At 41.2% G+C, this 13,170-nt stretch carries 13 protein-coding genes and 1 tRNA gene; 9 read left to right on the top strand and 5 right to left on the bottom strand.

Going from position 1 to position 13,170, the window contains the following annotated elements:
• Positions 1-10: 10 nt before the first annotated feature.
• Together BR06_RS0113730 and BR06_RS0113735 are read right to left on the bottom strand one after the other, a co-directional pair.
• A tRNA-Met gene (locus BR06_RS0113730) sits at positions 11-87 on the bottom strand.
• Between the two features lie 139 nt (positions 88-226).
• A complete protein-coding gene (locus tag BR06_RS0113735; protein WP_031484008.1) occupies positions 227-1,021 on the bottom strand; it encodes an undecaprenyl-diphosphate phosphatase in 795 nt (264 codons plus the stop codon).
• 214 nt (positions 1,022-1,235) lie between these two features.
• On the opposite strand from BR06_RS0113735, the gene BR06_RS0113740 reads away from it, so the two are divergent.
• From BR06_RS0113740 to BR06_RS0113750, 3 genes are read left to right on the top strand one after another with little or no spacing between them, the layout of a single operon-like run.
• The gene (locus BR06_RS0113740; protein WP_031484012.1) at positions 1,236-1,433 is read left to right on the top strand and encodes a hypothetical protein; all 198 of its coding nucleotides are present in this window, start codon (positions 1,236-1,238) and stop codon (positions 1,431-1,433) included.
• A gap of 54 nt (positions 1,434-1,487) precedes the next feature.
• Positions 1,488-2,648: an LPS export ABC transporter permease LptF gene (lptF, locus tag BR06_RS0113745; protein WP_031484014.1), complete on the top strand. Its 1,161-nt coding sequence runs from the start codon at positions 1,488-1,490 to the stop codon at positions 2,646-2,648.
• The gene (locus BR06_RS0113750; protein ID WP_031484016.1) at positions 2,645-3,778 is read left to right on the top strand and encodes an LptF/LptG family permease; all 1,134 of its coding nucleotides are present in this window, start codon (positions 2,645-2,647) and stop codon (positions 3,776-3,778) included. Before lptF ends, BR06_RS0113750 begins: the two co-directional genes overlap by 4 nt.
• Before the next feature lie 85 nt (positions 3,779-3,863).
• Here the strand turns inward: BR06_RS0113750 and yihA are convergent, their stop codons facing one another.
• Positions 3,864-4,490 (bottom strand): ribosome biogenesis GTP-binding protein YihA/YsxC, encoded by a 627-nt coding sequence (gene yihA, locus BR06_RS0113755; RefSeq protein WP_031484018.1) that lies wholly within the window; start codon positions 4,488-4,490, stop codon positions 3,864-3,866.
• A 129-nt stretch (positions 4,491-4,619) separates the two neighbouring features.
• Between yihA and BR06_RS0113760 the strand changes: the two genes are divergently transcribed.
• The 4 genes from BR06_RS0113760 (at position 4,620) to lolA (ending at position 8,867) form a co-directional block, all read left to right on the top strand.
• Positions 4,620-5,075, top strand: coding sequence for a type II 3-dehydroquinate dehydratase (locus BR06_RS0113760; protein WP_031484021.1), 456 nt, complete (start codon positions 4,620-4,622; stop codon positions 5,073-5,075).
• A gap of 129 nt (positions 5,076-5,204) precedes the next feature.
• Positions 5,205-5,765 (top strand): elongation factor P, encoded by a 561-nt coding sequence (efp, locus tag BR06_RS0113765; protein ID WP_031484023.1) that lies wholly within the window; start codon positions 5,205-5,207, stop codon positions 5,763-5,765.
• Between the two features lie 92 nt (positions 5,766-5,857).
• Complete coding sequence (locus tag BR06_RS0113770; protein WP_235727731.1) at positions 5,858-8,083, top strand: DNA translocase FtsK; 2,226 nt, start codon at positions 5,858-5,860, stop codon at positions 8,081-8,083.
• A gap of 142 nt (positions 8,084-8,225) precedes the next feature.
• Positions 8,226-8,867 carry an outer membrane lipoprotein chaperone LolA gene (gene lolA, locus BR06_RS0113775; RefSeq protein WP_031484026.1) on the top strand — a complete coding sequence of 214 codons (642 nt, stop codon included), beginning with the start codon at positions 8,226-8,228 and terminating at the stop codon, positions 8,865-8,867.
• A 75-nt stretch (positions 8,868-8,942) separates the two neighbouring features.
• On the opposite strand, the gene BR06_RS0113780 is transcribed toward lolA, so the two are convergent.
• Together BR06_RS0113780 and yedF are read right to left on the bottom strand one after the other, a co-directional pair.
• Positions 8,943-9,704: a pseudouridine synthase gene (locus BR06_RS0113780; protein WP_031484028.1), complete on the bottom strand. Its 762-nt coding sequence runs from the start codon at positions 9,702-9,704 to the stop codon at positions 8,943-8,945.
• A 76-nt stretch (positions 9,705-9,780) separates the two neighbouring features.
• Positions 9,781-10,407 carry a sulfurtransferase-like selenium metabolism protein YedF gene (gene yedF, locus BR06_RS0113785; RefSeq protein WP_031484030.1) on the bottom strand — a complete coding sequence of 209 codons (627 nt, stop codon included), beginning with the start codon at positions 10,405-10,407 and terminating at the stop codon, positions 9,781-9,783.
• Positions 10,408-10,596: 189 nt separating this feature from the next.
• On the opposite strand from yedF, the gene BR06_RS0113790 reads away from it, so the two are divergent.
• Together BR06_RS0113790 and BR06_RS0113795 are read left to right on the top strand one after the other, a co-directional pair.
• Positions 10,597-12,357 (top strand): ABC transporter ATP-binding protein, encoded by a 1,761-nt coding sequence (locus BR06_RS0113790; RefSeq protein WP_031484032.1) that lies wholly within the window; start codon positions 10,597-10,599, stop codon positions 12,355-12,357.
• A gap of 8 nt (positions 12,358-12,365) precedes the next feature.
• Positions 12,366-13,016 (top strand): lysophospholipid acyltransferase family protein, encoded by a 651-nt coding sequence (locus BR06_RS0113795; protein ID WP_031484034.1) that lies wholly within the window; start codon positions 12,366-12,368, stop codon positions 13,014-13,016.
• The last annotated feature ends 154 nt before the right edge of the window (positions 13,017-13,170 follow it).

Below are 13,170 nucleotides of genomic sequence, written 5' to 3' on the forward strand. Positions count from 1 at the left end.
ATTATAATCGTGGTAGCGAGGAAGGGAATTGAACCCCCGACACTGCGGATATGAGCCGCATGCTCTAACCAACTGAGCTACCTCGCCACGTTTGTGGTCTTCGCGACCAACGAGAAAGAGTACTATACAGTCCTCTTGCTCTTGGCAAGTAAAAAATTCAATTTTATCAAATTTTTATTAAAATAAGTGTTTTGCTTAGCTATTCAGGCTTGTTGCTGAGCAAGCTTTAACCCCAGAAAAAAAGGACTAAAGGGGCCAGCGCAAGGCGATAATAAGCAAATGGACGTAATGTTAGTTTGCCGAGAAGATAAATAAAGCCCTTAACAGCAATCCATGCTGAAATAAACGATACTGCAAACCCGACTGCAAGAAAAGGCACATCGGCCATGGTAAATAGATGATAACTTTTAAGCATATCGTAGCCAGTAGCTGCAAACATAATAGGAACGGCTGCAATAAATGAATATTCCGCCGCAATTTGGCGCTTAGCGCCCAGAATCATACCACCCATGATAGTTGCGGCAGACCTTGAAAAGCCGGGCCATAGTGCAAGACACTGAAAACACCCGATTCCAAAAGCAAGTTTAGGCGTAATTTCATCGAGCGTGAAACAGCTTGGTCTTCTTTCTTTTCTCTCAACAATCAAAATCATTATCGCACCGACCAAAAGAGCCCATGCGACAGTATATGGGTTAAAAAGGTATTTCTTAATTGCATCATGCGCGATCAAGCCCAGTAATGATGCTGGTAAACTTGTTAAGAACAGCAAATAAAGACCTCTGACTCCCGAAAAGCGTTGACCGGGTGCCGGAACAATCAATCCCCAGAACCTTGGCCAGTAAAGCAGGACCACTGCGAGAATGGCTCCGAGCTGGATAGCGACTTCAAATGAAGCAGCTTTTTCACCGGTAAAGCCGAGCAGATGTCCTGTGATAATTAGATGACCTGTGCTTGAAACAGGCAGAAATTCAGTAATGCCTTCGACAACTCCGAGAATTGCCGCTGTATATAAAGAAAACATTTTTTACCTCGTAAAATTCACAAATAAATATTAAATAAAATAGTATTATACTAGAAAAGATCTCGCCTTGAGCTATATAAAAACAGGGACCTGACACATCGATATCAGCGCTTGCAAGATGTTTAAATATTCCAGCCTGCTTGAAGTTGCAAGGGGGGGCAAGCTGGTGTAGTAATATTGCTTACGAACGTTTGTCATTAAAGGAATAAAATATATGTCTACCATCATTCCCCAGTGTGAACTGACTCGGAAAGCCATTAAATGGATTTCCGATCAACAGGACGAAACTGGCAAATCTCATTTAGCATTGCTTGAAGATGCCGCAATGCGCTTTAATTTGTCTCCGAAAGATATGGAATTTTTGAATCGTTTTTACAAGGAAAACTCTGACAAAAATTCCGACTGTGATTAAATTTTATTTCTCCATAACAGGACCTGAGGGTCTGCAATTCCTCCTGGAATCAATTTGAAGCTTCTTCATCGACAAATATTCAAGGAACTCCTTTCCATTTTCAGCCTAAGCCTGTCCGGCTTTATGGGATTGATTTTAATTGGCAGACTTCTGCAATTTAGAGATCTATTCGTTGGACAGAGTCTTGGCGCTTTAGAAATGGCTAAGTTGTTTATATACTTATGCCCTTTTTTCCTACTTGTGCTTACTCCTATTGCTACGATGCTGGCAATTTTTCTCACTTTTTTGAGGATGAACTCTGATAATGAGATCACAGCTCTGAAATCCGGTGGGATTAGTTTGTATAAGCTACTTCCCGCTCCGATTATTTTCTGCCTGCTTTGCACGGGAGCTGATGTTTTCTTTTCATTGTATGGTCTTTCGTGGGGAACGGAGAACTTTCGTAGTGCACTTGTGGAGTTTGCTCGCACCAAAAGTCAGCTTGCCATTCAGCCGGGAGTTTTTAATAGAGATTTTCCGGGATTAGTCTTTTACGCTGATGAGGTGGACGATAAAGACGGAACCATGCGTTCTGTTTTTGTGCGTGACAACACCCGTAAAACCATGACTGCAACCATTGTTGCACCATTTGGTGAAATCAGAACTGATCCTAAACGCGGCAGATTGCTTGTTCATCTTGAAAACGGCCGTATCTATCAGCAGCAAAATGACCAATTAAGCGTGCTTAAATTTAAAAATTATGATGTTAGGATAAACTTAGGATCTCTTTTGTCCGGCTATGATGTTGATGACCCGCGTCCTAAAGAAATGTCGTGGGAAAAACTTCTCAGGATCAGTAAGGGGGGAGATCGCGCAGGCGATGTTGAACCAAAATTTTTCAGAAAAGTTGAAGTTGAGATTCAAAAAAGGTTAGCATTGCCAGTAGCTTGTTTGGTGCTGGGTATGTTTGCTATGCCTATTGCATGTATATTCCGTGGCCTTAAACAGCAATACGGGATCATAATTTCTATGGGGCTGTTTCTTGTTTATTACACGATGCTGTCGCTTGGGATAACTCTCGGGGAGAGCGGTACACTGTCACCAATTGTCGGGTTGTGGTCTCCGAATATTCTCTTTGCCGCCGCATCTATCTTTTTATTAAGAATGGCAGTGATGGAGCATTCTTTCAGAGTTAGAATTAAACTGTTTAAGAAATTCCGGAGGAAAGCAGCATGATTCGTAAACTGCTCCCCGGACATTTAGCCGGATATGTTTTAAAGCAGAATATGTTTTTAATGATGGTTTGTCTGGGTGTTGGGACAGGTGTTTACTTGCTTTCAGACCTTTTCGACAGACTTGATGATTTCATTGAAGCCGGACTCGGGATCGGGATTATTCTCCGGTATTTTCTGGTAAAGATGCCGTTGATTTTTTCACAGATTTTGCCCGCAGTGTTTTTGCTGGCAATGCTCATTCAGCTGTGTGTAATGGCTAAAAGTAAAGAACTGCTTGCGCTTAGAACCGGAGGTTTGTCTCTGGGGTGGTTTGTACGATTTTTTATTATATACGCTGTATTTTGGAGCATGGGACAGCTCATGTTTTCTCAGGTTATCGGTGTATATGGCGAGCAGGAAGCCTTCCGGATATGGAAAGAGGATGTACGTAAAAGCCAGCTCGACAAAAGAGTTTTACACAATATCTGGTTCCGTGAAGGTAAATACATAGTTGAAGCTGACGAAGTAATGCCGTTTGGAAACAAGGCAAAGGGAATTACTGTGTATGAATTCGGTGAGGGCAATAACCAGATACTGAAAGTCATAACATCTGAAAGTGCTGAAGTTAGTGATAAGTATGGCTGGAAGCTTGAAAATGCTGTGGAGCTTAGTCCTGACAGGTTCACATCGCGCAAACATCCAATTTATACCATGCCCATTAAACTTAACCTCAAGGTGTTTAAAGCCGTTGACCCAGGGGCAGATCCGGCCCAATTGCCGCTATGGCAATTGGACGATGTGATTGATCAACTACAAAAGTCTGGTTCAAATGTTAATAGACTGAAAACAGCATGGCACTCGAAGTGGTCGTATGCCTTTTCACTTTTAGCCATGGCCCTTGTTTCGCTTGCGCTTATAACTATCTCAGAAAATGTTTATCTGAATATAGGCCTTGGCCTAGCATTTACTTTCACCTATTACGCACTCTTTATGATCGGAGCTTCGGCTGGTGATTCAGGGGTGTTACCGCCAATTATTGCGGCATGGATAGGTAATATTGTGATTAGCGTGTTTGCCGCGCTTCGGCTAGCATGGGTGCTGATTCCTGAGTCTGTTGGCAAATATTTCGGGCGTAATAAAAAGCTGCAATAGGCACAAAAAAAGACCGATTATTTCATCTAAGTTGACGAATAACCAGTCTTTTTGTCAGTTTGCGAACTGAAATAGTTGAACCTGGCTATTTAGTATCTTTCTCAATAGGCATAGTAATAACAGGCTCCATGCCTAGTTCAGGCATTGCCGTTACATCGAGTATGTTCCAGAGTCTTGTGCGGTTCATTCCGGATTTACTGGAAACGCAAAGAGGTTTTACTTTTAGGATGTCTTGCCATTTATTCTGAACTATGGCGCGTTCCCTTTGCTTAGTTTTATCAGCTTTAGTCAAAATCGGGATGATCGGGATATGACACTCCTTAAAGTAGGTGATCATATCAATATCATTTTTTTGAGGAGTAAGACGGCTGTCTAATAAAACGGCGGCAGCAACTACGTAACCGTTTCCTTCGAGATAACGGTCAATAAGTTTGCCCCATTTGGCGCGCTCGGTCTTTGAACACTTAGCATATCCGTATCCGGGCAGGTCGACTAGATAGTAGCCATGCGGATTTACTGCATAGTAGTTCAGGCTTCTTGTCTTACCCGGAGTGGAGCTTATTTTAGCGAGTTTTTTTCTTTCAGCTAGGCAGTTTATTAAGGAAGATTTGCCTACATTTGAGCGGCCTGCGAGAATTATCTGAGGCGCGGGCATATCTTGTAGCTGATCAATCTCATATACAGTTTCTATTAATTCGAGAGTATTATCCATTAGGAATTGTCCTTAAATGTTAAGTTTACAGTAAGAAAGACTGATCACCCATTTGTTTAAGTGAGTCAAGTCAGATAATCTTTCAAGAATGGGCTTAGGTCAAGTCCATAAAAGAATAAAGGAGCTAATATGTACACCTTTTTAATATTGAACGGTCCAAATCTTGGCTATGTAGGCAAGAGACAGCCTGAAATATATGGTTCTGATAAAATTGAAGATATTCCCGATCATTTGAAAAAAATAATGGGCGATAAATCTGAACAGATAAAACTTGAATTTTTCCAATCCAACTCAGAAGGCGCGCTAATTGATAGGCTTGAAAAAGCTAGAACTGATAAAGTTGACGGTATCGCATTTAATGCCGGAGCCTATACACATACAAGCCTTGCCATCGCGGATTCACTCGCGTGGATCGAAGTTCCATGCGTGGAAGTTCACATCAGTAATATATGGGCGCGAACTGAAGATCCTATCAGACAGCGTAGTTTCATGGGTAAACAGTGCATCGGAGTAATTGCCGGATTCGGAATTCTGAGTTATGCCTTTGCCGTTCAGGCATTATTTTCTCATGTGGATGCTGATTAATATCTCTTAAGCAGCTTATTGCATGATTTGTCGATAGTTATTTCGAATGTTCAATTTAAATAGTTAATTGACCATTTTATTTTATACAGGCCGTAAAGGTCGTACACCTAATATTCCAGCGGAGGAAAAATGATATCTACTAAAGATTTTAGAAATGGACTTAAGATTGAAATTGACGGGAAACCTTATGATATCATTGAATTCCAGCACTTTAAACCAGGTAAGGGCGGAGCTTTTGTTCGTACTAAACTTAAAAACATGCTCACAGGACGCGTAGTTGATCAGACTTTCCGTTCCGGTGAAAAAGTTCATAAGCCAGATATGACAACCAAAGCGATGCAGTTCCTTTACAAAGATGGTGAAGACTACGTACTCATGGATCTAGAATCATATGACCAAATGAATGTTTCTGGTGATGTAATTGGTGATACTGCTGGCTTTATTAAAGAAGGCGAAAGCAACAAAGCTCTTCTCTATAATGGAGAAGTTATTGGAATGGAACTTCCTGCTTCAGTTGTATTGCTTGTTGCACAGACTGATCCCGGCGTTCAGGGTGACCGTGTGAGTGGTGCTTCCAAGCCTGCTACACTTGAAACAGGTCTTGTAATCAATGTGCCTCTTTTCGTTAATGAAAATGATAAAGTTAAAGTAGATACCCGCTCTAAAGAATACTTAGGCCGCGAAAAATAAGCCTTTTCTTTGTAAAAATAGTTTGCTCCGGGTGATCTTATATTGCCCGGAGTATTTAAATAAACAGTCCCAGCATGATACCGCGGGACAAAATGGAGGATGAGACACTGCCTAGCGAAAAATTCGCAAAAGAAATTTCAGGCTTATTCTGGATGTTTTTAGCCGTCTTTCTTTTCATAAGCATGTACTCCTTCCATCCAGGCGATCCGACCCTGAATCAGGCTGTCAGTTCGAGCTGGAAAATAAAGAATTTAATAGGTCCAGCCGGATCGTATTCCGCTGGCCTTATGGTCGATATGGTCGGGATAGGTGCTTGGCTGATACCGATCTATTGCCTGTATCTCGGGCTTGCTTCATTTCTTACCGCCTTAAAACAACCTTGGTGGAGATGGTCAGGATTTGTTCTGCTCTATGTCTGTATATTGGCATGGTCATCTCACCCATGGCTGACTGACTACCAGAAGACACTGGCTGTTCATGGGGGTGGATTTATTGGCGGAATTCTATCCAAGTGGTCCTTTTATTACCTTAAACCTGTCGGAGCTTTTCTATTCTGGTTGTTCGCCACTCTTGCTGGTATTCAGCTGACTCTCAACCTAAGTTGGGCTTCTATTGGTAAGAGAATCCGAACCATCCTCATTGACTTCGGACTTAAGAATAAAGAACGTTTTGAGCGCAGAGCAAAACGTTTAAAAGTTGAACACGACCGTAAAAAAGATGAAAAGGCTACCTCAAGTAAGACTTTAAGAAATATCGTAGGCAAAAAGAAAAAAGATAAACAGCAGGAATCCGCTGAAGAAAGTGATGCTGAAATAGTTCTTAAGCCTATATCAAATGAACCTGCGAAGAAAAAAGCTAAGCCGAAAGCTAAAAAATTTGATATTAAAGCAGATTTCCCTCCACTTGATATGTTGTTGGAACCTAAGATTACTGGAGTAAAGGTAGACCCTAAGGTTTTAGAGGGTAAAACTAATAGCCTTGCTGTATGTTTGAAAGACTTCAACATTGATGGCGAAATTCAGAATGTTATTCCCGGGCCTGTTGTTACAATGTTTGAATTCAAGCCGGCTCCCGGTGTGAAAGTCAGTAAGATTGCTGGCCTTACAGATGATATAGCTTTGGCTCTTAAAGCTATTGCCGTAAGAATCGAAGCCCCCATTCCCGGCAAAGATTCTGTTGGTGTTGAGATTCCTAATGAAGAACGTCAGGTTGTTTATCTCCGTGAAATTTTCGAAGCAGATTGCTTTAAGAATGCAAAATCTCCGCTGACAATGGCTCTAGGTAAGGACATTCAAGGTGTACCTGTCGTCGCCGATCTAATTAAAATGCCACATTTACTTGTAGCTGGTGCGACCGGAGCGGGTAAAAGTGTTTGTCTTAACGGACTGCTCATGAGTTTGTTATATCGTGCTGGGCCAGATGAAGTTAAACTTCTACTCATCGATCCTAAACGGATTGAGCTTGCGGTCTACGCAAGCCTTCCGCATTTGGTACATCCAGTTGTTACTGATATGGCACTGGCAAAAAGTGCACTCGAGTGGGCCGTTTTCGAGATGGACAAACGCTATCAGGCTATGGCCAAGCTTGGAGTTCGAAACATTGCCAGTTACAATGAAAAACTTGTAAAATTAGGTGATGATATACCGGAAGATCTCGCTGATCTCGAACATATGCCATTCCTTGTCATCGTTGTTGATGAGCTTGCTGACCTTATGCTTACAGCGGGTAAAGACGTCGAAATAAGTATAGTTCGACTTGCTCAGCTTGCACGTGCATCAGGCATACATATTATACTCGCAACTCAGCGTCCTTCAGTTGATGTTGTTACCGGACTTATTAAGGCTAACTTTCCTACACGAATTTCATTTCAGGTAACCTCAAAGCACGATTCTCGAACCATTTTAGATATGGGTGGTGCAGAGAAACTGCTTGGTCGAGGCGACATGCTTTTCAAGCCGAGTGGGGCGCAGCTTCGCAGGTTGCACGGTGCTCTGGTAGAAGATGACGAGATTAAGTTGGTAGTTGATTTCTGGAAGAAAAAATATCCACAGGAATTTGATCTGGATTTCACTGACTGGAAAGAAACTCCATCGGGGCCGGGCGCCGGTAGTATGCCTAGTGAGTCCGATGATCCCGTTTATCAGGAAGCAGTTAAGTTTGTGCTCGATCAAGGCAAAGCTTCCATATCTCTGTTGCAGAGACGTTTCCGTATCGGCTTTAACCGCGCCGCACGTTTCATCGAGCAGATGGAACAGGATGGAATTCTGGGCCCGCAGGATGGTAGCAAACCACGTATTATTCTCGTTACTCGCGACTAATTTTTTTGTCTAATTACATTCTGGTTCAAATAAACTAGCCACTTGCTGCTGATTGGCAGCTTTTAGTGTCCCTTTCATATTAAGCTTAATAAGGTTATACTAGATAAGTAGATGAACGCAAAAACTGACTTATGAGGAATATATGAAATTACGGTTCTGTTTGCTGGTACTGATTGCGTTATTGTCCTTCGGTTCAACCGCTTCGGCCGATGAGCTGACTTCCGATATTCAAAAAACATACGATTCAATTAAATCTTTTAAGGCCGATTTCACTCAGACTTTGACGAATGCCGCAAGTAAAGAGAGTGAAATTCGCTCAGGTAAAATTACCTTCAAGCAGCCTTCACTTCTACACTGGGAGTCTGTGAAGCCGGAACCTGAACTTTTGATAGTAGGGGAATCTATAGTCTGGGATTACTTTCCAGATGATAAGGTTGCCATGAAATATCGCACAAAACAGATTTTCAATTCCAAGACTATGATCAAGTTCATTTCAGGCAAGGCAAAACTGGAAGAAGACTTTGTTGTTGAAAATAAGGGCATGGAAGATGGGCTTATTAAGCTTAAATTGCTTCCGCTTGAGCCGGAAACAGGTCTTGTGCTTGCTTTTGTGTGGGTAGATGCGAATAAGATGCTGACTAAAATATTAGTCGTTGATTTCTACGGAAACGGCAACGAAGTCGTTCTTTCAAACATTGAACTAGACCCCGAAGTCGAAGATTCTTTTTTCGACTTCACGCCTCCAGCAGGAGTCGATGTGGACGACAATACCAAGACTCAGTAGTCAATTACTATAGATTCTTTTTCAAAAGACAAAAGAAAAGGGAGTGCGGATTAACATCTGCACTCCCTTTTTTATTTAAAGTCCTACGTCTTTCTTTAGCGACGCTACTTCTTCTGCGGTCAGTTCCCGCCATTTACCAGCGGGTAAATTATCAATTGTAACTTGACCCTGTCTAGTTCTCTTAATTTTGAGAATAGTTGTGTCAAAGTCTCTGAACATACGTCTGATTTGACGATTCACGCCCTGACTAAGGATCATTTCAACCTTGGTTGTGTCTTTACCTTCAGATAAAACTTTCACCTTAACAGGTGCGAGTATATCTCCTTCAGATAAAAACATTCCAGCTTCCATGATTGCGATGTTTTCCTTACTGATAGGGCCGCGAACTATAACTTCATAGACTTTCGGCAGATGCCAGCGAGGGTGAGTCATGCGGTTACATAGCTCGCCATCAGTTGTGAGGAATAGTAAGCCTTCGGAATAGAAATCGAGTCTGCCAACAGGGAAAACTCGTTTATTCACTATTTCCTTAGACAGCAAATCCATCACAGTTTTACGCTTTTGAGGATCTTTTGCAGTAGTTACTGTTTCGATGGGCTTATTTAATAAAATATAAGTATGCTCATCTTTCGTTTTATTTTCTATAAGCTGACCGCGCACTTCCACCTGGTCATTTTCAGGGTCGACCTGAATACCGGGGGAATCTACACGTTCGCCATTAATTTTTACTTTACCCTGTTTAACCAATTCATCAGCTCCGCGTCTTGATGAAAGACCGGAAGAAGCGATAAATTTATTAAGTCGAACCGTATCGGGATTTTTTATATTGTCAGCCATGTCGTCCTTTAAACAGAATCTCGTTGATATTATGAGCTAAGCCCCGAAACATTACGGGTGACACTCAAAGTTCTGTTTAAGCTTTAATGACTTTCGTTGCAAGCTGCATGCTTGTGACCACATCGAGCATATTTGTGGTCTCGCCAACCCCTTTTTTCTCCAGCAGATTAAAATGATCAAGACATGTTCCGCAAACAAGTATTGAAACTCCGGCAGCTTCCATCTCTTTTAATTTTTCCAGACATGGATGGCCATCTGTAGCAAGTTTGACCGCGCCATTAACCATAATAATTCTCCATAGAGAATCACCAAGCTCGGGCAGGGTAGAAACGAAGTTAAACATCAGCTTTGCGCCAAGTTCATCATCTCCGCTTCCCAGGCAGTCACTGTTCAAGAAAATCAAGGTCTTACTATCGATTCTCGCCAATTCTTCAGTACTCATTACTGTACATTCTTCGCATACTTCTGCCTCAGAATTGTTGCCGCCAGCAGATTTAACACCTTTAATAGTTGTTAATGAATCTTTTTCTTCTACGGTAACTTCATACCCTTTCGTAGTCATAAATCTTGAAACATTTTCTTTGGCAGGCACGTTATCAACAACCACTTCTATTGAAGAAGGGTTACTTGATTCAATTAAATTCTTGCACTGTATAACAGGCTGCGGGCAAGGCAGCCCCTGACATTCTATTTTTATTGGCATAATATATTCCCCTTATTGACTATTGTTCAATCATATAGCTGCGCAAACCGTCAAATCGATTGATACTATCATCCAATGGTATACATATAGAGAAAAGCTATCTCAACAGAATCGACACTTGCGATCATTCCAAATGAGACGTATGGAAGTTATCGCATTCGGCTATTAGCCATATTAAAGGAGAATACTTTGCCCAAAGGCGATAAACATAATTACTTAAGCAACAAACACCTGATTCGTAGGTGTTTATCTTATTTTGCACCATACAAATTCAGAATTTTTATAGCATTTGTATCTATGGCATTTGTTGCAGCAGCGACCGCCGGTACTGCATACCTCATTCAGCCAGCTATGGATGACATTTTCATCAGTAAAGATCGCGAAGCTCTATTTTTAATCCCTATAGCCTTTGTTGTGGTTATGCTAATTAAGGGATTTTTTAGATTTTTCCAATCTTATCTTATGAATACCGCAGGCTTAATGGTTCTAGAACAGCTCAGAAATGATTTGTTTCAAAAGATAGTCTGTCTACCTATGAACTTCTTTGAAGAAAGTCAGGTAGGCATGCTCATGTCCAGAATCCTTAACGATGTTATGGAAATCAGGCAGAGCTTACCGTCTTTTATAATGATGATCCGTGAAGCAATCACCATTATAGCCTTGATTAGTCTCGTTTTCTACAGAGACGCATATCTGGCTTTCTGGGCCGTGCTTGTACTGCCTTTGGCTATTTTTCCGTTTTTCTATTTTGGTAGAAAATTACGTAAATTGGGCCGTAAAAATCAGGTTAAAATTTCAGACATCAATGCACAGCTTCAAGAAGTTTTCAGTGGAGTTAAGGTCATTAAGGCCTTTGCAAACGAAAAACTGGAATCTAAAAAGTTTGATAGTGAAAACCACCGACTCGTTAACATTGCGATTAAACAGGTTTTACATAGTGAGCTATCATCACGCATAATGGAGATAGTAGGGGCTTTCGGAATTGGCCTTGTTCTGTGGTACGGCGGTATGCAAGTTATTAGTGGCGAGTCCACACCAGGTACTTTTTTCTCATTCATTACGGCACTTATCATGCTTTATGAACCAATTAAGAAAATCAACGCTTCAAACCTGACTATTCAGCGGGCGCTTGCAGGGGCTGAAAGGGTTTTCGAAATATTGGATTCCCCTACTATTAACGAAGAAAAGGGCGGTTCTAAAGAGCTGACTCAGCCGTTTAAAGAGCTGGTAATTAAAGACCTCACATTCAGTTATCCGTCCTCTGATGGACCGATTCTTAATAATATCAACCTGAAGGTCAAAGCAGGGCAGAAAATTGCTGTAGTAGGGCCTAGTGGCTCCGGTAAGACTACTCTAGTCAATCTTATTCCTCGTTTTTACGATCCTGAACATGGATCTATTGAAATCAATGGTATCCCCATTCAAGACTACACGCTAAAGTCACTGCGCCTAAACTTGGGAATGGTTTCTCAGGAAACTTTCCTGTTTAATGCCAGTGTTCGTGAAAATATTGCTTACGTTCATCAGGATGCTCCTTTTGAGGAAGTCAAAAAGGCTTCTGAAACAGCATTTGCACATGATTTTATAGAAAAACTTCCCGAGGGATACGATACGATTGTGGGTGAACGCGGTGTTAGGTTGTCAGGCGGACAGAAACAGAGGCTTACTATTGCAAGAGCACTTCTTAAGAATCCGCCACTGCTCATACTAGATGAAGCAACCAGCGCACTTGATACAGAATCAGAACGTGTCGTTCAGATGGCTCTTGAAAATTTAATGCAAGATAGAACAAGTATTGTAATTGCACATAGACTTTCTACCATCCTTACAGCTGATGTTATAGTTGTTATGGAAAGGGGTGTAATTGTCGCGAAAGGCAGTCATAAAGAACTCCTTAAAAAATGCCCTTTATACATCAAGCTATATAACATGCAGTTCCAAGATACTTAGAAGGCCATATGAAAATAAAAGTTAATTCTGCACTTGTTGCAGCTCCGCTGGCGTTTCTTTATAAAATGCTGGCAAAAACTATTCGTTTTGAAGTCGATGGACTAGAAAATGTAACCAAGGTTTTAGATAGTAATAAAACTGTTATAATAGCTGTTTGGCATGATGAGTTGTTAACTCTGTCTACTTACGGTTATGCACAAAAACTGCCCTATGTCACCATAGCCAGCGATAGTAATGATGGGCAGATTATTACAGAAGTACTGGTCCGCATCGGCTATAAAGTTGCGCGAGGATCTTCCTCTCGTGGCGGTTTAAAAGCTATGCTCGGTATGACTCGTATAATGAAGAAAGAAGGGCGAATAGGAATAATAACTGTAGATGGTCCCAAAGGGCCTAGGCATAAGCTTAAGCAGGGTATTTTAGCCATTGCTCAAAGAACCGATTCTCTTATTATTCCTATGCGAGGTTACCTTGAAAATCCCATTGTTTTTAACAAGTCATGGGATAAATTTCAATTGCCGAAACCTTTTGGCCGCTGTAAAGTTTTTATGGGTGAGCCTATTCGGGTTACTGAACAGAAGCTAACTCCTGAACTATTGAAAATTGAAGCCGATAAAGTAGAAGAAATACTCCTAAACCTTGGTTCAGGGTATAAATAAATATGGATTTCAGTTCTCAAGCCACTTTATTTTTTATAAACTTTTAGTTATGCTCTCTTCAGTTGAGTGAACTAAGTATTTTACGATTTCAATGCGGTTCTTATCAGCTAATTCATGTAGCTGCTAAGGACCGCATTTTTACGTTTTAAAGTTA

Origin of the sequence: Maridesulfovibrio frigidus DSM 17176, assembly GCF_000711735.1 — a bacterium.
In the GTDB taxonomy this organism is placed as follows: Bacteria; Desulfobacterota; Desulfovibrionia; order Desulfovibrionales; family Desulfovibrionaceae; genus Maridesulfovibrio; species Maridesulfovibrio frigidus.

Bases quoted from the DNA above. Each gene is read 5' to 3' on its own strand.
- BR06_RS0113735 (WP_031484008.1), bottom strand. From the start codon at position 1,021: ATGTTTTCTTTATATACAGCGGCAATTCTCGGAGTTGTCGAAGGCATT.
- BR06_RS0113740 (WP_031484012.1), top strand. From the start codon at position 1,236: ATGTCTACCATCATTCCCCAGTGTGAACTGACTCGGAAAGCCATTAAA.
- BR06_RS0113750 (WP_031484016.1), top strand. From the start codon at position 2,645: ATGATTCGTAAACTGCTCCCCGGACATTTAGCCGGATATGTTTTAAAG.
- yihA (WP_031484018.1), bottom strand. From the start codon at position 4,490: ATGGATAATACTCTCGAATTAATAGAAACTGTATATGAGATTGATCAG.
- BR06_RS0113760 (WP_031484021.1), top strand. From the start codon at position 4,620: ATGTACACCTTTTTAATATTGAACGGTCCAAATCTTGGCTATGTAGGC.
- efp (WP_031484023.1), top strand. From the start codon at position 5,205: ATGATATCTACTAAAGATTTTAGAAATGGACTTAAGATTGAAATTGAC.
- BR06_RS0113770 (WP_235727731.1), top strand. From the start codon at position 5,858: ATGGAGGATGAGACACTGCCTAGCGAAAAATTCGCAAAAGAAATTTCA.
- lolA (WP_031484026.1), top strand. From the start codon at position 8,226: ATGAAATTACGGTTCTGTTTGCTGGTACTGATTGCGTTATTGTCCTTC.
- BR06_RS0113780 (WP_031484028.1), bottom strand. From the start codon at position 9,704: ATGGCTGACAATATAAAAAATCCCGATACGGTTCGACTTAATAAATTT.
- yedF (WP_031484030.1), bottom strand. From the start codon at position 10,407: ATGCCAATAAAAATAGAATGTCAGGGGCTGCCTTGCCCGCAGCCTGTT.
- BR06_RS0113795 (WP_031484034.1), top strand. From the start codon at position 12,366: ATGAAAATAAAAGTTAATTCTGCACTTGTTGCAGCTCCGCTGGCGTTT.